This is a genomic window from Mycobacterium riyadhense, from assembly GCF_963853645.1.
Lineage (GTDB): Bacteria > Actinomycetota > Actinomycetes > Mycobacteriales > Mycobacteriaceae > Mycobacterium > Mycobacterium riyadhense.
The window spans coordinates 3,373,602-3,393,609 of sequence record NZ_OY970456.1; the positions used below are offsets into that span (position 1 = coordinate 3,373,602).

Annotated in this window: 10 protein-coding genes and 2 pseudogenes; 4 read left to right on the forward strand and 8 right to left on the reverse strand. The window is 67.1% G+C overall.

Translation table 11 applies throughout. The features are described 5' to 3' along the window. The first annotated feature begins 40 nt into the window (after nucleotides 1-40). Nucleotides 41-913 (forward strand): annotated as a pseudogene (locus AADZ78_RS15190) (DUF4081 domain-containing protein). A 61-nt stretch (nucleotides 914-974) separates the two neighbouring features. Next, nucleotides 975-1,841, forward strand: coding sequence for a hypothetical protein (locus AADZ78_RS15195; RefSeq protein WP_085250167.1), 867 nt, complete (start codon nucleotides 975-977; stop codon nucleotides 1,839-1,841). Between the two features lie 268 nt (nucleotides 1,842-2,109). Here AADZ78_RS15195 and AADZ78_RS15200 read toward each other — a convergent pair whose 3' ends face one another. From AADZ78_RS15200 to AADZ78_RS15215, 4 genes and pseudogenes are all read right to left on the reverse strand, one after another. Next, nucleotides 2,110-3,618 (reverse strand): PPE family protein, encoded by a 1,509-nt coding sequence (locus AADZ78_RS15200; protein WP_085250168.1) that lies wholly within the window; start codon nucleotides 3,616-3,618, stop codon nucleotides 2,110-2,112. A gap of 216 nt (nucleotides 3,619-3,834) precedes the next feature. After that, on the reverse strand, nucleotides 3,835-6,735 hold the full coding sequence (locus tag AADZ78_RS15205) for an RND family transporter (RefSeq protein WP_139828655.1): 2,901 nt from the start codon (nucleotides 6,733-6,735) through the stop codon (nucleotides 3,835-3,837). A gap of 5 nt (nucleotides 6,736-6,740) precedes the next feature. Continuing rightward, a pseudogene (locus AADZ78_RS15210) lies at nucleotides 6,741-7,175 on the reverse strand (MmpS family transport accessory protein). A gap of 184 nt (nucleotides 7,176-7,359) precedes the next feature. Next, a complete protein-coding gene (locus AADZ78_RS15215) occupies nucleotides 7,360-7,968 on the reverse strand; it encodes a TetR family transcriptional regulator (RefSeq protein WP_085250170.1) in 609 nt (202 codons plus the stop codon). A 327-nt stretch (nucleotides 7,969-8,295) separates the two neighbouring features. On the opposite strand from AADZ78_RS15215, the gene AADZ78_RS15220 reads away from it, so the two are divergent. After that, the gene (locus AADZ78_RS15220) at nucleotides 8,296-9,552 is read left to right on the forward strand and encodes an MFS transporter (RefSeq protein ID WP_085250171.1); all 1,257 of its coding nucleotides are present in this window, start codon (nucleotides 8,296-8,298) and stop codon (nucleotides 9,550-9,552) included. Nucleotides 9,553-9,561: 9 nt separating this feature from the next. Here AADZ78_RS15220 and larC read toward each other — a convergent pair whose 3' ends face one another. From larC to AADZ78_RS15240, 4 genes are read right to left on the reverse strand one after another with little or no spacing between them, the layout of a single operon-like run. After that, nucleotides 9,562-10,758, reverse strand: a complete 1,197-nt coding sequence (larC, locus tag AADZ78_RS15225; protein ID WP_085250172.1) for a nickel pincer cofactor biosynthesis protein LarC — start codon at nucleotides 10,756-10,758, stop codon at nucleotides 9,562-9,564. Then, nucleotides 10,755-11,411, reverse strand: coding sequence for a nickel pincer cofactor biosynthesis protein LarB (gene larB / locus AADZ78_RS15230; protein ID WP_139828651.1), 657 nt, complete (start codon nucleotides 11,409-11,411; stop codon nucleotides 10,755-10,757). Before larB ends, larC begins: the two co-directional genes overlap by 4 nt. Continuing rightward, nucleotides 11,408-12,205 (reverse strand): ATPase, encoded by a 798-nt coding sequence (locus tag AADZ78_RS15235; protein WP_085250173.1) that lies wholly within the window; start codon nucleotides 12,203-12,205, stop codon nucleotides 11,408-11,410. The genes larB and AADZ78_RS15235 overlap by 4 nt, the downstream gene beginning before the upstream one ends. A 31-nt stretch (nucleotides 12,206-12,236) precedes the next feature. After that, nucleotides 12,237-12,425 (reverse strand): PE family protein, encoded by a 189-nt coding sequence (locus tag AADZ78_RS15240; RefSeq protein WP_372510504.1) that lies wholly within the window; start codon nucleotides 12,423-12,425, stop codon nucleotides 12,237-12,239. Between the two features lie 387 nt (nucleotides 12,426-12,812). Between AADZ78_RS15240 and AADZ78_RS15245 the strand changes: the two genes are divergently transcribed. Further along, complete coding sequence (locus AADZ78_RS15245; RefSeq protein ID WP_204903391.1) at nucleotides 12,813-19,925, forward strand: PE family protein; 7,113 nt, start codon at nucleotides 12,813-12,815, stop codon at nucleotides 19,923-19,925. Nucleotides 19,926-20,008: the final 83 nt, after the last annotated feature.

The following is a 20,008-nucleotide window of genomic DNA, read 5'->3' on the forward strand; positions in this document are numbered from 1 at the left end:
AGATCGAGGCCGCGTACACGCAGCCCGCGTTCCAGCCCGACTGCATCGTGGAGTAACCAGCGTGGACGTGCGACGGGTGTCGGTGGTCCATGATGCTGCGGCGGTGAGCCGGCTGTTTGATCGGGATCCGGTGGGATCCTGCATGGTTGCCGAGGAGATCGCCGACCATGGCATCGGCACGAACGCTGTCGGCGCGGAACTATGGACCTGCGCTGCCGCTGATGAGTCGCTGTGCTACGCCGGAGTCAACCTAATCCCGCTCCGCGGCGATGCCGGCGACCTGCACGCATTTGCCGACAAAGCGTTGAGTGAGTCTCGCCGGTATACCTGGTTGATCGGTGGGGCCGAGCTGGTGATGCCCATGTGGCAGCGGCTTGCGCCCGTTTGGGGCCCAGCCCGCTACATCCGCTCCGATCAGCCGTTGCTGGCCATCGCCGGGCTGCCCCGTTGCGCGATCGATCCCGCCGTGCGCTAGGTCCGCCCCGACGAACTCGACGCCTACCTGACGGCAACCGCTACGGAGATAATCGCCGAATTCGGCGTCGATCCACGCCTCGGTGAGCGCGGCAGCAAGTTTCGCGGGCGGCTGGCCAACCTCATAGCGGTTGGCCGCGCCTGGGCCCGCTTCGAGCGCGGCGAGGTCGTCTTCAAGGCCGAATTGGGAGTGCAGTCGTCGAGTGTTGGCCTGATTCAAGGGGTTTGGGTGCATCCCGAACGGCGCGGACAGGGCCTATGTGTCCCAGGCACTGCAACGGTAGTCAGTGCGATCGTCGCTACCGGTCGCATTGCCTGCGGGTATGTGAACCACTCCAACGTGGCGGCCCGCGCCGCATACGCCCGCGTCGGTTTCAGCCAAGTTGGCAGCATCGCTTCAGTACTGTTGGGTGAACCGGACCACGTCGTGGACCGATAAATGTGGGCTTGATGGATGTCGGACAATGTAGACAACTTTGAGCAATGGCAGGCGGCTGAAATTGAGCGACCAACCGCGAGACATCCGCGAATTGACCGCAGACGCCGAGGCCTACCGCGACGAGCTATTCCAACGCTGGACCGGACTGCTGAGCTACCGCTACATCGGCCGCAAGCACTCGTCGATGAACCTGGGCGAAATCGATAACACCGTCGCCATCCGGCGCGACATGCGTAATGCGGCCGGCGGAATCATGGTTGCGCCGCTGGCCATCTCGTCGCCGGAAGGGTGCCAGACCGACCTTGTCGCGGTTCCCAACCCTGTTATCGCCTCGGTACAGATCGTTGACCCCGGCTACGACGTCACCAGAATCGAGATCGTCGGATCCGGCATTGTGCACCAGGGCCGGACGATGGGCTACGGGAGGTGCAAGATCGTCGACGCACACAACCCGGATCGGGTGATCGCCTTCAACGAAGGGCAGGGAGCGATCATCGGCACGCCACCGGAAGGCTTGGACAGAATGGACGTTTCGGGCACCGAACTCGTAATCGAGGACGCTCCGGACCTGCCGCCGCTGTGGCAAGCATTCGGTGCCACCAAGCGCGGCGATGGCCACTGGATATTGCCGGCGTTGAGCGCCGAATTCGCCTCGCCGGACGCGGCGTTGCACATCGGACCGCAACACGTCGTCCTCGAGACCGCGGCGACGGACCTTGCCGCCGACGTCGCCGGGACCCGCAAGGTCCAAGTCATCAGCTGGCACGTGATGTTCATGTCACGCGGCAAGGTGGGCCCGTTCCGCGTGGACGCCACCGCGTACGCCGGCGAAGCCGGACGCGTCGGCGTGCGAATGCTTCTGCACGACGAGGGAAACGCAGACAAGGCCATCACCTCCGCCGCGGCGATCTTCGACATCGTGGGCTAACCCGTGGGATCGGAGAAACCCGCAAACACTGTCCCGGTCAGCGGCCCAGAATCACGTTGAGTAGTTGCGTTGCTCCACTTCGACGCGGCGACGCCACCATGTCACGTTGAAACGTGAAGTCACCGACAACGTCGCATTGGCGACCACCTCGTTGACGATGAATGTGCAACCGAAACATGCTCAACGCCAACGCAACGCGTTGCTGACGACAACTCGATTCGTCTGGCCGTGGGTAGGCTCGTCGAGGCGGCTACCAATGGACTCACGTCTAACGGTTGATGTGGAAGGGGCCGATGCCGATGAGGTTGTCGCCGGTGAGGAAGGCGCCGAGGTTGTGGTTACCGGTGTTGAAAAAGCCCTGGTTGAAGTTTCCGTGGTTACCCACGCCCAAGAGCGACAACGGACCCAGGGGTAGGCCGCCGTTGTTGGTGCCAACATTGGCGATGCCGACGTTATTGATGCCGTTGTTGGCAATACCGAAGCCGCCGAATTGAGTGATCGGGTCGGTGGGGGTGAAGTGGGGGCTGGTGTTGGCGATGCCCACGTTGACACTGCCGTTGTTCCAGGCGCCGACGTTGAAGAGACCGTTGTTGGCGATGCCGACACCGCCGAACAGGGTGATCGGGTCGGTGGGGGTGAAGTTGGGGCTGATGTTGCTGATGCCCACGTTGAGGGTGCCGGTGTTGAAGAAGCCGATATTGCCTTGACCGACATTGCCGTAACCGAAGTTGGGCAGCTCGCCCGCCCCAGGCAGGAGCGTTGCGAGGGCGCCGTTGTTGACGTGGAAGGGGCCGATGCCGATGAGGTTGTCGCCGGTGAGGAAGGCGCCGAGGTTGTGGTTACCGGTGTTGAAAAAGCCCTGGTTGAAGTTTCCGTGGTTACCCACGCCCAAGAGCGACAACGGACCCAGGGGTAGGCCGCCGTTGTTGGTGCCAACATTGGCGATGCCGACGTTATTGATGCCGTTGTTGGCAATACCGAAGCCGCCGAATTGAGTGATCGGGTCGGTGGGGGTGAAGTGGGGGCTGGTGTTGGCGATGCCCACGTTGACACTGCCGTTGTTCCAGGCGCCGACGTTGAAGAGACCGTTGTTGGCGATGCCGACACCGCCGAACAGGGTGATCGGGTCGGTGGGGGTGAAGTTGGGGCTGATGTTGCTGATGCCCACGTTGAGGGTGCCGGTGTTGAAGAAGCCGATATTGCCTTGACCGACATTGCCGTAACCGAAGTTGGGCAGCTCGCCCGCGCCAGGCAGGCTGTGGAGCGCCTGCGCGGGCAAGACCAACTGCGCCGCAGCCGCCGCGGCTCCAGCGTGGTATTCCACCATCGCGGCCACGTCCTGAGCCCACATCTCCTCGTAGACGCTCTCGGCGGCCGCAATCGCCGGTGCGTTCTGCCCGAACAGATTCGACAGCACCAGAGATACCAAGTCAGAACGATTGGCCGCCACCATCACCGGGTGCACGGTGGCCGCCAGCGCCGACTCGAATGCACCCGCGACCGCCTGCGCCTGCGCGGAGGCTCCGAACGCCTGGGTCGCCGCCGTACTCAACCAGCCCGCATACGGCGCGGCCGCCGCCAGCATCGCCTTAGACGCGGCACCCTGCCATGCCTCGCCGGCCAACCCTGAGGTCATTGCGGAAAACGAACCCGCCGCCGAATCGAGCTCAGAGGCCAACGTATTCCAGGCAGCCGCGGCCTCCAACAATGGTGCCGAGCCTGCGCCAGAAAACATCCGCACCGAATTGATCTCCGGTGGCAACACCAAGAAGCTCATCACCGACCACCTCTCTAGCCCGATTTCCGCCCGTGGTTTGAGGCTGCGGCGCCGAGGCTACATGGCTATATCCGATCCGGATGGATTTTCAATACAATCTCAAATACAACCCGCACGCCTGTACGGTGTGATACGGTGCCTTACTTTTCCGGCGCGAGCCTGCCGGGCGTCCCGCCTATCGAAGTGTGCCGACGGATCGTAAGTGGTGCGTATTGATCAAGCGGGGGTTAACGATTCGGCCTTCTTGGCCGGCTTCTCACTTGGACCAGGCCAGGGCGACGGCACCGGCCGTTGCCGGACACGCTGGGGCCACCAGAACCACTTACCCAGCAGCGCGGCAATGGAGGGCGTCATCAGCGACCGCACCACCAGCGTGTCGAAGAGCAGGCCCAGGCCGATGGTGGTGCCCACCTGACCGATAACCGTCAACTGGCTGACCGCCATCGTCATCATCGTGAACGCGAATACCAACCCCGCCGACGTGACTACCGACCCGGTGCCACCCATCGACCGAATGATGCCAGTATTCAAGCCCGCGTGGATCTCTTCCTTGAACCGGGACACCAAGAGCAGGTTGTAGTCGGCGCCGACCGCGAGCAGGATGATGACCGACATCGCGAGCACCATCCAGTGCAGTTCGATGCCTATCAGATGCTGCCAAATCAGCACCGAAAGCCCGAACGACGCGCCCAGCGAGAGCAAGACGGTACCCACGATGACCGCCGAAGCCACAACGCTTCGCGTAATGATCAGCATGATGATGAAAATCAAACACATGGAAGCGATTCCGGCGATCAGCAGGTCATAGTTGCTACCGTCCTGCATGTCCTTATAGGTTGCCGCGGTCCCGCCTAGGTAGATCTTCGAGCCCTCTAGGGGAGTGCCCTTGAGCGCTTCGTAAGCGGCCTTCTTGATCGCATCGATATGCGAAATGCCTTCTGGTGTCATCGGATCGCCGTCGTGGCTGATGATGAACCGCACGGCATGGCCGTCGGGGGAGAGGAAGTTCTTCATGCCCCGCTTGAATTCGGGATTGTCGAAGGTTTCCGGGGGCAGGTAAAAGGAGTCGTCGTTCTTGGATGCGTCGAATGCCTTGCCCATGGCGGTGGAATTCCGCTGCGCCGCCTGTTGCTGATCCAGCAACCCTTTCTGCGTCGCATACATCGTCAGCATCGTCGTTTTCATGTTCTTCATGTTCTGAATCATTTCGGGCATCAGCGCCGTCATCCGAGGCATCAGGGTGTCGAGATGTTCCATGATCGGTATCAGGCTCTGGATGTCGTCGGTCATGGTGTCAACGCCGTCGAGGGCGTCGAAGATCGATCGCAATGACCAGCACACGGGTATGTCGAAGCAATGCTTTTCCCAGTAGAAGTAGCTGCGGATGGGTCGGAAGAAATCATCGAAATCCGCCATATGGTCCCGCAATTCGGCGACATCGAGAGTCATGTCTTTCATTTTCGTGACCATGACGTGCATGTCGTCGGCCATCTGTTGGGTGATGCTTTGCATCTGGACCATGCTGTCGATGGTCGTCTGCATCTCGTCGGCCTGGCGGAGCATGTCGGCCATCTGATCTTCTTGATACTTCTGGTTCATCTGCTGAGTGACGCCTTGCATGCTGATCTGGAAGGGAATCGAGGTGTGCTCGATCGGCGTGCCCTCGGGCCGGGTAATGGCCTGCACGCGACTGATCCCGGGCACCCGGAAGATCGTCTTGGCGATTTTGTCGATCACCAGGAAGTCCGCGGAGTTGCGCAGATCATGGTCACTTTCGATCATCAGCAGCTCGGGATTCATCCGCGCCTTCGAGAAGTGCCGATCCGCGGCCGCGTAGCCCGCGTTCGCCGGTAGATCGGCGGGCAGGTAGTTGCGGTCGTTGTAGTTGGTCCGGTATCCGGGCAGGGTGAGCAGCCCGACGAGCGCCAGCCCGATCGTCATGATCAGGACCGGGCCTGGCCACCTGACCACGACAGCGCCTACCTTGCGCCAGCCCCGAATACGCTGCGCCCGTTTGGGTTCCAGTATCTGGCGGAACCGCGATGCCACCGAGATCACCGCGGGGCCGAGCGTCAACGCCGCTGCCACCACGACGACCATCCCGATGGCCAACGGGATACCTAGCGTCTGGAAATAGGGCAGGTTGGTGAAGTGCAGACAAAACGTTGCGCCGGCGATGGTCAATCCCGATCCGAGCACAACGTGTGCGGTGCCGCCAAACATGGTGTAATAGGCGTCTTCTCGGGACTGGCCGATCGACCGGGCTTCCTGATAGCGACCTATCAGGAAGATCGCGTAGTCGGTGGCGGCCGCGATCGCCAACGTGACCAACAGGTTGGTGGCGAATGTCGAGAGCCCAATGATGTTGTAGTAGCCCAGGAAGGCAACCACTCCCCGGGCGGCTGCAAGTTCGAAGACGACCATCGCCAAGGTGAGCAGCACCGTGACGATCGACCGGTAGACCAACAGCAGCATCGCGATAATCACCGCGAATGTCACGGTTTCGATCACTTGCAAGCTGCGGTCACCGGCGATGTTCTGGTCGGCTGACAATGCGGCTGGCCCGGTGACGTAGGCCTTTACCCCGGTGGGCGCGGGCACGCTCTTGACGATCTGCTGTACGGCCTCGACCGACTCGTTGGCGAGCGCTTCGCCCTGGTTACCGGCGAGATACACCTGGACGTAGGCAGCCTTGGCGTCGTTGCTCTGTGCACCGGCCCCGGTGAGCGGATCGCTCCAGAAATCTTGCACGTGTTCAACGTGTTTGGTGTCGGCGTCGAGCTTCTTGACGATCTGGTCGTAGTACGCGTGGGCCTCGTTGCCGAGCGCATTTTGGCCCTCCAGCACGATCATCACCGAGCTGTTGGACTTGTACTCATGAAATAGCTCACCGACGCGCTTCGTCGCGATCACTGATTGCGCATCGTCGGGGCTCATCGACACCGAGCGCATCTTCCCGACCTCGTCCAGCTGCGGGACGATGACGTTGAGCAGCGCGATAAGCGCGATCCAGCCGAGGATGATCGGTACGGCGAACGTCCGGATGAATCGTGGGAGCGCCGGCCGCGCTACGTGTTTGACGACGGGAACGGTGTCGGTCTGGGCGTCGTGCGTCATTGTGCTCACGCGGATTTCACCAAGCAGAAGGTCAGGGCATGCACGCCGTTGGAGATCTTCTCGTCCTTGATTTAGTCGTCGACGGTGATTCGGCAGCCGAGGTAATCACCGTCGCTTTGCGCCACGATGTTCGGGAAGACCGACGGGGCGGTCGTACTGAGGACCAACGTCCAGGGCAATGGCGCGCCGTCCACCCGCTGTGGCTCCGCGCTGAGATCCAAGTAGTTCACGTTGGCTTGGTTTGCCGAGCCGAATACTTCGTACTTGACGACCTTGGGCTTGAACGGCTTCGAATCGTCCACCCGTGCGCTCGTCAAAGTCGCGGCGTTCTCGGCACCGAAGAACGACTTGACCCGGGCGACCGTAAAGCCGCCGACAATTACGACCGCAACGATCAACAGCGGCAACCACGCGTTACGCACAAGCTTCGATATCTGCACCGGTGATTCCCCTACCGCCACAACAGATTTAGCCGATTGCCCTGCTTTTCAGACCCGCGGTCGTTCCTGGCGCCGGCGCCTGCCTCGCATCCCGGAAGCGTTTTCGAGCACCGCCGCCAGCGCATTGGTACATAATGTGCATATTTTGCAGATTATGCAACTTTATGTGTTGCCGGTCACGCCGTCACTTCGTGAAGATGCTGTTGACCAGCGCGGCAGCTCGCTCGACGTAAGGCATCGGCGTGTCGTCGGCATCCGCCGGCTCCGCGCTTGTCCAGCGCTCAATCCCGGAACGCACGGCGGTCAACGCCAACGCCGAGATCAACGCCGGTATCTCGTCGTCTGAGCGCATCGCTTGGCGTCGCGCGACAATGTCGGCCAGCTGGGTCTGGAATCGCTCCAAATCGGCGAGGAATGCGGCCAACACCGGGGGCGACGTTTTGGCCAGTTCGAGCATGCAGGCGGCCTGGTCACGTTCCGGCGGCATGTCACGAAGGTGGTGTGCCGCCAGGGTGATCAGCTCCGCCAGGACAACCGAGTACGGGGCGGGCCCCGCTGCGACGAATTCCTCGGCGAGCTCGGCGGGTATGTCCGAGGGGCCATAGGCGATCGCGGACTCTTTGTTGGCGAAGTAGTTGAAAAATGTGCGAGCCGAGACCCCAGCTTCCGAGCAGATTTCCTCGATGGTCACTTTGTCGAAGCCACGTTTTTGGGTCAGGCGGATCGCGGCGCCGCGGATGTCGGCGCTGGTCTGACGGCGGCGTCGCTCGCGTAGACCCATCTGATTCGCCATAACCCCATAGTTGCACGGAATGCACACTTTGCAGTCAAACGGCGAGAGCGGCTCGCATTTCTGTCACCGCCGTGATCCACGCGGGAACGAACTGCATAGATATAGTTGCGTATAACAATAGTATCTATGCATAATCGTAGGGTATGGCTGGTAGCTCGGTTGGACCGCCCGGGCATCGAGCTGCGGCAATTCGCCAACGGTTCATGGCCTGGATACCCGCGCCCGTTGTATGGCACCAGGCCGCCAATGTGACTGCAAACAAGCAAAATCGGAGGAAAGAAATGGATTCCGGGGCACGTTGGGTCATCTCTGGCCCTCGTCGGTAGAGTGCTCCGGCACAAGGGTGAGGCCCGGTTGGTTTGCACCGCGGTAGCCCGGCACTCCTACCGCCTCGGCTACCTGACTGCCATGGTCATCGACACCATTGGCAACGGTTTGTGGATTCCGTTCGCGCTGCTGTTCTTCACGCACGGACGCGGCATGAGGCTCGCCGATGCGGGCGCGGCGCTGACCATGGGCAGCCTGGTTTCGCTGCTGGTCGGCGGCTTTTTGACCGGGGCGGTCGTCGACCGCATCGGGCCGTTTCGCGCGGCGACGCTCAGCTCGCTGATCCGGGTGATTGCCTTCCCGTGTTACTTGGCCGACAACACGGTTGCCTCCCTAGCGATCATTGCGGTGGCGGTGAGCTTTGCCGGCCGGCTCTTCTGGGTGGCGCACCCGGGGATGGTACGTGCCTTGGCCCCGTCGGAGGAGGCTCGCGTAGGCCTGTTTTCGTTGATCAGCGCATTGCGCAGTATCGGTCTCGGGATCGGTGGGCTGATCGCCTCGCTTGGAGTTTGGGCGGAACGGGGCAATGGGCTTTTCTGGAGCTCCATCGTTGTGGCGAACGCGATCAGTTTCGCGCTTTGCGGGTTGCTGTTTTGGCGACTGCGCCGTTTCGATCACAAAACCGAGCACTGCGCCGGCAGCGGTGTGGGCCGCTACCGCGATGTGTTGGCGCAACGTCGGTTCTTGGTGTTCGTGGCGGCGATTTTCGTACTCGCGCTGGCTAACGTCGGGTTCGACTCGATACTGCCGGTGTATCTGCTCGCGCTGGGCTTCCCGGCCTGGGCTCCACCGATCGCCTACCTGCTGGCCAGCATCCTGATCGCGGCCTTCGCGCCGCTGGCGACCAAATGGGGCCGTCGTAGGTCTGGGCTGCGTCTGCTGGCTCTAGCAGCTGCTCTGCTCGGAATCGCATTCGCCGCGCTCATCGCGATGGTCGCAGTCGACGACGTGGGCAGGACGGCGCTGCTGGGGGTGGCCGTGACGTTCTTCGGCCTGGCCGCAGCTACCTGGGGAGCCACCGCGTTGAAAACCATGCTGAATTTCGTGCCGCGAGGCAGGGCGGGTCGTCATTCGGCGGTCTACTCGTTGTCGTGGGGTGTTGCCATTGCCGTCGGTCCTGGGCTGTTCTCCTCGTTGTTCACCCTCGGCCGCGTGCTCCCCTGGATCTTTCTCGGCGTGGTGCTCGTTTTCGCGGTCACGGCATTCCTGGCATCGTCGCGGGCTGCGCGGCACACGCTTGGTGCATCCGGGCAGTGATCCCCCAGGTCACGACAGAGTTGCTTCCCATTGCGCCACAGCGGCTTTCATGTCCGCATTGGATGCAGCTCGCCGGGCTTCCGCTAACACCTGCTTTGCCGGCTTCCCGAGCGCTTGCGCGGCGGCCACAACATCTCGCCACTCCGGATTGACATTGACGGTTTCACCGTCTAGCCGGGCGGTCTTGATCCGGATTGGTTGCCCGCCAACATGAACAAGGCTTTCGGACCTGGCTAGGCAGTGGTGCTTGGTCACCGTCGATTCCCGTAATCCGATCGTGCTGGTCTCGCGGAATATGATCGCGCGCAGATCCGCGGCACGTTCGCCGGGGGCGAGTACTGAAAGTGTGTGAGCGGGCCGGCCCTTCTTCATGATGATCGGGCTGAGCCAGGCGTCGTAGGCTCCGGCGGCGAGCAAGCGCTCGATGACGTAAGGCCACACCCGCGGGTCGAGGTCGTCCACGTTGGTTTCGAGCCGTACGGTGCGGGTCGGTTCGTCGACCGGCTCGCCGACAACAATGCGCAGGACGTTGGCAAGTTCGATCGGATTACGCTGGCCCGCACCGCATCCCACACGAAGCATGACGAGTGGTGGCATCTCGCCCCAATCCGTCACGAGCGTCGCGAGCACCGCAGCGCCCGTCGCCGTGGCGCATTCCGTCATGACTGGACCGGCGGCAACCGGGACACCCTTGAGCAGCTCCAGGACCGCGGGGGCCGGAATCGGCAATGGACCATGCGCCCCCTGGGCAGTTCCGCTGCCAAGGCTGACCGGCGAACAGTGCAGCGCCTCAAGGCCCAACCGATGAAACCCGGCCGCTGCGCCAACCACGCAAGCGAGGGTGTCGCGGGTTAACTGGTGAAAGTAGCTGCTTTCGAATGGAATTCGGCGCACACGCGATTCGGCGTCGGCCAGTCTGCGAAGGATGGTGGCGGCGGTCGTTCGAACGGGTTCTTCAACTCGGTCGAGCAGACCTTGAATCTGCACCTCGGGAAGGTGCGGGATGGTTGGGATCTCGTCGGCGACAACGTCGACCTTGGTGGCAGCGATGCCGCCCCGCTCGCATGTGATCGACGTGAGCGTGACGCCAAGGCCGAGTTGGCCGACCGTCGTCTGCACCAGATCCAACGGCACCCCCGCGTCGACGAGAGCACCGAGCAACATGTCTCCGCTCACCCCGGCTCGGGCGTCGATCCATCCGATCATGTTCGGTTGAGTGCCAAAAGGATTCGGTTCGCCGCACACGCGGCCCCGAACCCGTTGTCGATGTTCGTCACGGCGACGCCCTGCGCACAGCTGGTTAACATCGAGCGAAGCGCGGTTTCCCCACCGGCGGCCGCCCCGTAGCCGGTTGACGTAGGCACCGCGATAATCGGCTGGCCGGTGAGCCCGCCGACGACCGAAGCGAGCGCGGCATCCATCCCGGCAACCACGATCACGACATCGTACGTGGCGATTTCATCGACCCGCTCCAGCAGACGCCAGAGTCCGGCAACACCGACGTCGACGATGCGGGTGACCCGAAAACCAAGGAACTCGAGTGTCCGACAGGCCTCGGCCGCGACCGGGATGTCCGATGTGCCGGCGGTGACAACGGCGACCGTGCCGTCCCGTTCCGGTAGGCAACCATGCATGACCGCGGTTGCCGACTCCGCGTCGTATACGAGTGACTGCCCGGCGAGTTGCCGGACCGCGTGGTACTGAGCTGCGCTCATACGGGTGAACAGAACCGGGTTGTCGGGCCGTTCCATCAACTCGGCCACGATGACGCGTAGCTGGCTCGTCGTCTTATTGAGGCAGAACGTCGCCTCGGGCATCCCAACCCGCACAACACGGGCGTAGTCATAGCGAATGGTCACGCGAGCAACCTCAGGGCGCGACCGGGACGATACGGCTTGTCGTCCAGGACGACTTGGTCCAGCGATGGTTCCAGGTGGCGCATGGCCGCGGCCACCCGGTCGATGACCTCAGCGGTGACGAGTGCGTGGTCTTCGGCCTGGACCTCAATCAGCACCACCTCCTCACGCAGCCGGCACCGGACGACATCGATGCCCGTCAACCTGCGCACTAGGTCTTCGCCGATTTCGATCGAGCGAAGCCGCGATGGCGTCACCGCGGTGCCCGTGTACAGGCGGCTGGCCAGGCATGGCGATGCGGGCAGCTCCGCAAAATCCAGTCCCAACTCGCGGGCGATGGACCGGATGTCTTCCTTGCCGAGACCTGCTTCGACGTACGGGTGCCGGACCTCGTTTTCCTCGGCTGCGATCAAGCCGGGCCGGTACTCGCCGAGATCGTCGACGTTGGCGCCGCTCAACATGGTTGCATCGTCGCGGGTCGGGAGTTCGCGGATCGCGGCATACAGGTTGCTCTTGCAGAAATAGCAGCGGTTACGCGGGATGGCAAGATAGCGCTCATCGTCGAACTCCTTGGAACGGACCAACTGCAGCGCCCAGTTCTCCGTCTCGGCGCTCGCGATTACCCGCGCCGTGGCCGCCGCGGGAACGGCTGGCGTGACGGCGTGGGCCACGACTGTGCTGTGCGGCGCCGCTCGGTGAGCGACGGTAGCGAGCAGCATGCTGTCCACACCGCCGCTGCACGCCACGATGCGGGTGGGCATCGCTTCGAGGACTTCGTGCAGTCGAGTCAACGTCATTGACCGGAGCTTCCGAAATACATTGCTTTCCTCAACAGTTGCGAAATCGCCGCGGCTTGAGCGCTGACCGCTGGTACAGCTGCCCGTGAACGGCGAACTGGCTCGCGTTCAGCGTCGATGCCGCCGCGGCGGGAACTACAGGGGTGGTCGGGACGACGGCGGCCGCATCTGAAATGTGCTTTTCAAATGTCTGCGGGAATCCGAGCACGTTACTCGACATCGATAGTATGCAGGAACACTATTGCTATAAGCAACTATTGCTTATATTTTCATTCGCTCCCTGCCGGCGCAATGAAACGGACGCGCTTCACCGCGACCGCTTATTGCGCATCGTTGGCCTCCCGTCACGCTGGCTCGCTTCTCCCGACGGCCTTCCAGTTACTGACACCGGACAGGCCGCAAAGTGGGCGCGAAATGCTCGGCAACTCGTTCGACCCGGAACGCACTGCGGAGAAACATGCAATGGGATTGGCGGAAACCGCCGCGGCACCGACATCTAGCGCTACTCTGTCGGCTTGTCACTATCTGTGACAGTTGTCAAGACAGCTGTCACAGACAACCGGCGGCATGGACGGGGACGTCTTTGCACCTGAGATAGGGGTTCGCGATGTCGTACTTGGTGGTCGGGCCTGACTTGATTGCTGCGGCAGGGCGGGATTTGGCGGGCATTGGTTCTGCGGTGAGTGCGGCAAACGCGGCGGCGGTATCAGCGACGACGGTAATGGCACCGGCGGCCGCCGACGAGGTGTCGGCGGCAATTACCGCGTTGTTCTCCGAGCACGGCCAGCAGTATCAGGCGATTAGCGCGCAAGCGGCAAATTTTCATCGGCACTTCGTGCACGTCCTGAATGCCGGCGCGGGCTCCTATCTGGCCGCCGAGGCGGCTAATGCCGAATCGAATCTGCTCGGGGCGATCAATGCGCCGGCTGTGGCTTTGTTTGGTCGTCCGATTATCGGTGACGGCGCCAACGCCACCACGCCAGGTGGGGCCGGTGGGGATGGTGGCCTCCTGATTGGAAATGGCGGCAACGGTGCCGCCGGGGCGGCGGGTCAGGCTGGCGGGGCCGGCGGTTCTGCGGGGTTGTGGGGCCGCGGCGGCGTCGGCGGCAGCGGGGGGGTCGGTGGCGGCACGGGCGGGGCCGGCGGGGCTGGTGGGCTGTTGTTCGGCAAAGGTGGCAATGGCGGGGCCGGCGGGGCCGGGGTGACTGGCGCGGTGGGCGGGACTGGCGGGGTTGGTGGGGCCGGTGGCTGGGTTTGGGGCGGCGGCGGTGACGGCGGCGCCGGCGGCTTCGGAGGCGGCACGGGCGGGGCCGGTGGTCGTGCAGAGCTGCTGTTCGGAGTGGGTGGGGCTGGCGGTGCTGGCGGAGTCGGTCATGGGGGCAGCATCGGCGGGCCCGGCGGTGATGGCGGGACTGGCGGGGCTGGCGGATTGTTGGCCGGAGGTGGGGCTGGTGGCGTCGGCGGCGCTGGTGGGGCCGGCAGCGCTGGAGCGCTCGGCGCTGGTGGCGGAGCCGGTGGTACCGGCGGCAATGGCGGCGCCGGAGGAGCGGCCGCGCTGCTACTGGGTGCCGGCGGCCACGGCGGCTTCGGCGGGGCAGGCGGGATCGGTGGCGCCGGTGGCAACGGTGCCGATGGCGCCATCGCAGGTCTCGGTGGGGCCGGCGGCTCCGGTGGAGACGGTGGCATCGGCGGGAGCGGCGGCCACGGCGGCGCCGGCGGCGCCGGACAACTGCTGAGTTCTGGAGGTGCCGGCGGTGCCGGAGGTCAAGGTGGCAACGGCGGGACTGCCGGTGAAGGCGGGGCCGGGGCAGCCGGCACGGCCGCGAACCCAGATGGCGGGGCCGGCGGCAACGGCGGTAATCCCGGCGCGGGCGGCACCGGCGGTCTGGGTGGGTCGGGTTCACGTGCGGGGGCGACCGGCGCTGATGGCAGCGCTGCCACCACGGGCGGTAACGGTGGCAATGGTGGGGACGGGTTTAGTCCTACCGCCACCGGTGCGAATGGGGGTAACGGTGGGGCGGGTGGCAATGGCGGGCGTTACGGCGATGGCGGTGCCGGCGGGAGTGGTGGCGCTGGCGCCGCCGGTGCGACCGGCATTGATGGTGTCAGTCCGGGTGAGTCCGGGGGCGACGGTACCGCCGGCGGGGCGGGTGGGGCCGGTGGCAATGGTGGCCTGGGTGGCTCCGTCGCTGGCAATGGCGGTAATGCCGGGGCTGGTGGTGCTGGTGGGGCTGGTGGTCATGGTGGCGATGGCATGGCTGGGGCTGGTGGTGTTGGTGGGGTTAATGCTGGTGCTGGTGGGGCCGGTGGCAGTGGCGGCTCCGCTGGTGATGGTGGGGCTGGCGGTAAGGGCGGTGTTGGCGGTAGCGCCGCTCACGGTATTGCGGGTGCCAACGGTGACGGGGGTGCCGGTGGGGCTGGTGGTGACGCCGGCCTTGCCGGCGACGGTGGCGCCGGAGCGGCCGGCACGGCCGCGAATCCTGATGGTGGGGCCGGCGGGGACGGCGGTGACCCGGGCGCGCGCGGCGGTACCGGTGGCAGTGGCGGGGCGGCCGGTGGCAGCGGCGCAAGTGCCGGCAAGACCGGTGCTGACGGTGCCACCGTCACCACGGGCGGCAATGGTGGAAACGGTGGCGACGGGTTTAGTCCCACCGCCACGGGTGCGAATGGGGGTAACGGTGGGGCGGGTGGCAATGGCGGGCGTTACGGCGATGGCGGTGCCGGCGGGAGTGGCGGCGCTGGTGCCGCCGGTGTGACCGGCGCTGATGGTGTCAATCCGGGTGAGTCCGGGGGCGACGGCACTGCCGGTGGGGCCGGTGGTGCTGGTGGCAATGGCGGCCTGGGCGGGTCCATCGCTGGCAATGGCGGTAATGCCGGGGCTGGTGGTGCTGGTGGTGCTGGTGGCGATGGCGGTGATGGTGTAGCTGGGGCTGGTGGTGTTGGTGGGGTTAATGCCGGAGCTGGCGGGGCCGGTGGCAGTGGCGGCTCCGCCGGTGATGGCGGGGCTGGCGGTAAGGGCGGTGTTGGCGGTAGCGCCGCTCACGGTATTGCGGGTGCCAACGGTGACGGTGGAGCGGGCGGGGCCGGCGGTGACGCCGGCAGCGCCGGTGACGGTGGGGCGGGAGCGGCCGGGACGGCCGCTAACCCTGATGGTGGGGCCGGCGGCAACGGCGGTGACCCAGGTACCCGCGGTGTCGGTGGTGATGGCGGGGCGGCCGGTGGTAGCGGCGCCAGTGCTGGGCAGGCCGGGACTGACGGCGCGGCCGTCGCCACGGGCGGCAACGGTGGGAATGGTGGGGATGGGTTTAGTCCCACGACCGCCGGTGGGAATGGGGGCAACGGCGGGGCCGGTGGGAACGGCGGGAGTTACGGCAACGGCGGTGCCGGCGGAGCTGGCGGCACTGGCGCCGCTGGCGCTAGCGGCGCTGACGGTGTCAATCCGGGTGAGTCCGGGGGCGACGGTACCGCCGGCGGGGCCGGTGGCGCGGGTGGCAATGGCGGCAAGGGTGGTTCGGTCGCTGGCAATGGCGGCCGGGCCGGTGCTGGTGGCGCTGGAGCGGATGGTGGCGATGGCGGCGACGGTGTGGCTGGGGCTAAGGGTCTTGGTGGGGTTAATGCCGGTGCTGGTGGGGCCGGCGGTAATGGCGGCAATGCTGGCAACGCTGGTGCTGGCGGTAAAGGCGGTGTTGGGGGTAGCGCCGCCCATGGGATTGCGGGCGCCAACGGCAACGGGGGTGCGGGCGGGGATGGCGGTAACGCCGGCGCCCCCGGTAGCGGCGGTGCAGGGGCGGCGGGCACGGCTGCCAACCCCGATGGTGGGGCTGGCGGCAACGGCGGTAACCCGGGCACTCGCGGCATCTTCGGCAAAGGCGGGGCGGCCGGTGGCAGCGGCGCCAGTGCGGGCAAGACCGGTGCTAACGGTAGCTCTGTCGTCGCCGGCGGCAACGGCGGAAACGGTGGGGCCGGGTTTGACGCCACCACCGCCGGCGCGAACGGGGGCAACGGCGGGGCTGGCGGTAATGGCGGCGCCGTTGGCCACGGCGGTGCCGGCGGGGCTGGCGGCGACGGGGCCGCCGGTGCGACCGGCGCTGATGGTGTGAATCCGGGTGAGTCCGGGGGCGACGGTAAAGCCGGTGGCGCCGGTGGTGCGGGTGGCAATGGCGGCAAGAGCGGCTCGCTCGGTGGTAGGGGCGGCAACGCCGGAGCCGGTGGTGTTGGTGGCGCTGGTGGTGATGGGGGAGACGGCGCGACGGGGGCTGGTGGTGTTGGTGGGGTTAATGCCGGCACTGGTGGGGCCGGTGGTAACGGCGGCTCCGCCGGTAACGGTGGCGCTGGCGGTAAGGGCGGCATCGGCGGTAGCGGCATCCTCAGTGCCGGCGTCAACGGTAACGGCGGAGCAGGCGGGACCGGAGGTGATGCAGGCGCCGCCGGTGACGGCGGGGCTGGGGCGGCCGGTGACGCAGCCAACCCGGATGGTGGGGCCGGCGGCAATGGCGGTGACCCGGGAACTCACGGTATTGGTGGCAGTGGCGGGGCGGCGGGCGGCAGCGGCGCCAAAGCTGGCCAGACCGGTGCTGACGGCACCGCCGTCACCAGCGGCGGCAACGGTGGAAACGGTGGAGCAGGGTTTAGCGCTACCAGCACCGGCGCCAACGGGGGCAACGGGGGAGCGGGTGGAAATGGCGGCAATTACGGCAACGGCGGCATCGGCGGGGCCGGCGGCAATGGCGCCGCCGGGGCCGCCGGTACCCCCGGCACCCCCGGCAGCCACGACGTCAGTGCCACCGCTGGCGGCAACGGCAAGATGGGCGGTGCCGGCGGTGCTGGCGGCCAGGGTGGCCTAGGCGGCTCAGCCGCCGGCAACGGCGGCGGCGGGGGGGCCGGCGGCACCGGCGGCGCTGGGGGCGTCGGCGGGGCAGGCGGGGACGGCTTCGATGCGCAGACACCTGGCGAGAACGGCACTCCAGGCGCAAGGGGTGGTGACGGCGGGCAGGGCGGCGCCGGCGGTGCCGGCGGCGCCGGCGGCGTCGCTCTGGCGGCGTCGGGCACCAATGGCACCGCAGGCATCGGCGGTACGGGTGGAGTTGGTGGTGCCGGCGGTGATGGGGGTGTCGGTGGCAAGGGTCTCGGCACGGGGAATGGTGCTGACGGTGGCGTCGGCGGTAACGGCGGCCACGGTGGGGCCGGCTACGACGCGAACTCCGGCGCGATCCATGGAGTCGGCGGCGGCGATGGCGGCGCTGGCGGTGCCGGGGGCAATGGCGGCGCCGGCGGTTCGTCTAGCGGGACAGGCAAAGGTGGCAGCGGGGGGCTTGCCGGCAGCGGCGGGGCGGGCGGCACTGGCGGTAACGGCGCCGACGGCGTGACGGCGCCCACGGCCGGTGGCGTCGGCGGAAACGGAGGCGCCGGAGGGGTCGGCGGTAACGGCGGCGGCGGCGGTGACTCCGCCGGGGGCATCAACGGAAGCGGCGGTAACGGCGGCGCCGGTGGTGACGCCGGGACGCCCGGCAATGGCGGCGCCGGCGGCGAAGGGAATGCCAGCGCCCCTAACGGCGCGGCCGGCGGCCATGGTGGCAATCCTGGCGCGGTCGGCATCGGCGGCGCCGGCGGCGCCGTAGGCAGCGGGGGCAGCGGTGGTAGCGCCGGCACTGATGGCGCGGACGGCATCAGGGTGACCAGCGGTGGCAACGGAGGCAATGGCGGGGCTGGCTTCAGCGTGAGCGGCCCGAGTGACCCGCAGACGCCGGGCAACGGTGGTGCCGGCGGTGCGGGCGGGTCGGTCGGCAACGGCGGTAACGGCGGTAACGGCGGGGCCGGCGGTTTCGGCCTCAACGGCGGCAACGGCGGGAATGGTGGCGACGCCGGGGCATCCGGCGACGGTGGCTCCGGCGGCAATGGAGGCGCGGGTGGCGCTGGCCTGGGCGGTACCACCGGTAGCGACCGCAACGGGACGGCCGGCGGGGCCGGCGGGGCAGGCGGCCGCGGTGGTGACGGCGGGGCCGGCGGCACAACATCCGGCAACGGTGGCAACGGCGGATTTGCTGGCACTGGCGGCCAGGGTGGCCAGGGCGGCGCTGGCGCGGACGGTCAACAACCCGGTAGCAACGGTGGCAACGGCGGTACCGGCGGCAATGGCGGTGCCGGAGGTGCCGGCGGCGCGGGCGGCACGGCCGCTCACGGCACTGCTGGCATAGACCGCGACGGTGGGTCCGGTGGCGCGGGAGGGGCTGGCGGCACTGCCGGCAACGGCGGTGCCGGCGCAGCGGGTACCTTCTCCGACTTCAACGGCGGACGCGGCGGCAACGGCGGCATCGGCGGCAGCGGCGGCAACGGCGGAGCCGGCGGTGCGGCCGTCGGGTCGGGCAACGGCGGGCAAGGCGGAGCCGGCGGCGTCGCGGGCAGCGGCGGGTCCGGCGGGGCCGGCGGTGTCCCCCTTAGCGGCATCGCGAAGCCCCCCACTGCAGCCTTTGGCGGGGCCGGCGGCAACGGCGGTGCGGGCGGCAGCGGCGGCAGTGGCGGCGCCGGCGGCGCGGCCCTGGGGTCAGGAAACGGTGGCCAGGGCGGAGCCGGCGGCCTCGCCGGCGACGGCGGCACTGGCGGCGACGGTGCCACCGGTGCCCAAGGCTTCGCCACCCTAAGCGTCAATGTCGCAGGTGGCACCGGTGGCAGCGGAGGCAACGGCGGCGCCGGAGGGACTGCCGGTGCAGGTGGGGGCGGCGGGGAAGCCAGCGGTTCGGGCAACGGCGGCATCGGCGGGGCCTCCGGCGACGGAGGTAACGGCGGGGCCGCCGGCGCTGGCGGCAATGGAGGCGACGGAGGCAACTCCGGATCTGGCCTCGGGAGCCCTGGCGGCATCGCCGGTAACGGCGGAACCGGCGGTGCCGGCGGCGGCGCCGGCATCGGCGGCACGGGCGGCGCAGCCTTGGGCTCAGGCACCGGTGGCGGTGGTGGCGCCGCCGGCGACGGCGGGGCCGGCGGCCGCGGCGGCGACGGCGGGTCCAGCGGCGTAGGCACAATAACGCCCAATGGCGGGAGCGGCGGAACCGGGGGCAAGGGCGGAGCGGCCGGGAGCGGCGGAGCCGGCGGTTCGGCCTTGACTTCGGGCGGCGGCGGGGACGGCGGTGACGCCGGGGCGGCCGGCAACGGTGGCGCTGGCGGTAACGGCGGAAGCGCCGGCAGTGGTTTCATCGTTACAGTCGGCGGCAACGGCGGCAGCGGCGGCATCGGCGGCGACGGTGGGGTCGCCGGCGCCGGAGGTGTCGGGGGCGAGGCACTGGGCTCAGGCACCGGCGGCAACGGCGGTGACGCCGGGGTCGCCGGCAGCGGCGGGGCAGGCGGTAACGGCGGCAATGGCGGTGGTGGCGAAACCGCCCTTGCCCCCGGCAAGGGCGGCGCTGGCGGCGCCGGCGGCAAGGGAGCCAACGGCGCCACCGGGGCCAGCGGTGGCAACTCCGCCGCCGGCAGCGGCGGCGACGGCGGCGACGGCGGTGACGGCGGCAGCGGCGGCGACGGCGGCACCGGTGGCAACGGCGGCACGGGCCACCACCCCGACGTCGGCGGGGATGGCGGCACCGGCGGCGGCGGTGGCGCCGCGGGTAGCCTGGGCGCCGGCGGCAGTGCCGGCGCCGGTCCCGGCGGCTTGGGCGTGGGCGGCGTTTCTGGAATTGGCGGGAACACTGGCCAGACCGGCGCTGACGGCAAATCCGGGCGCACCGCCTAGGATCGGCCGTACTGCGTGCCTATCTGTCTAAAGAGGGCCTGCTCCTTGTGTTTTCGATAAAGAGCGAGCTCGTCTTGGTCCCC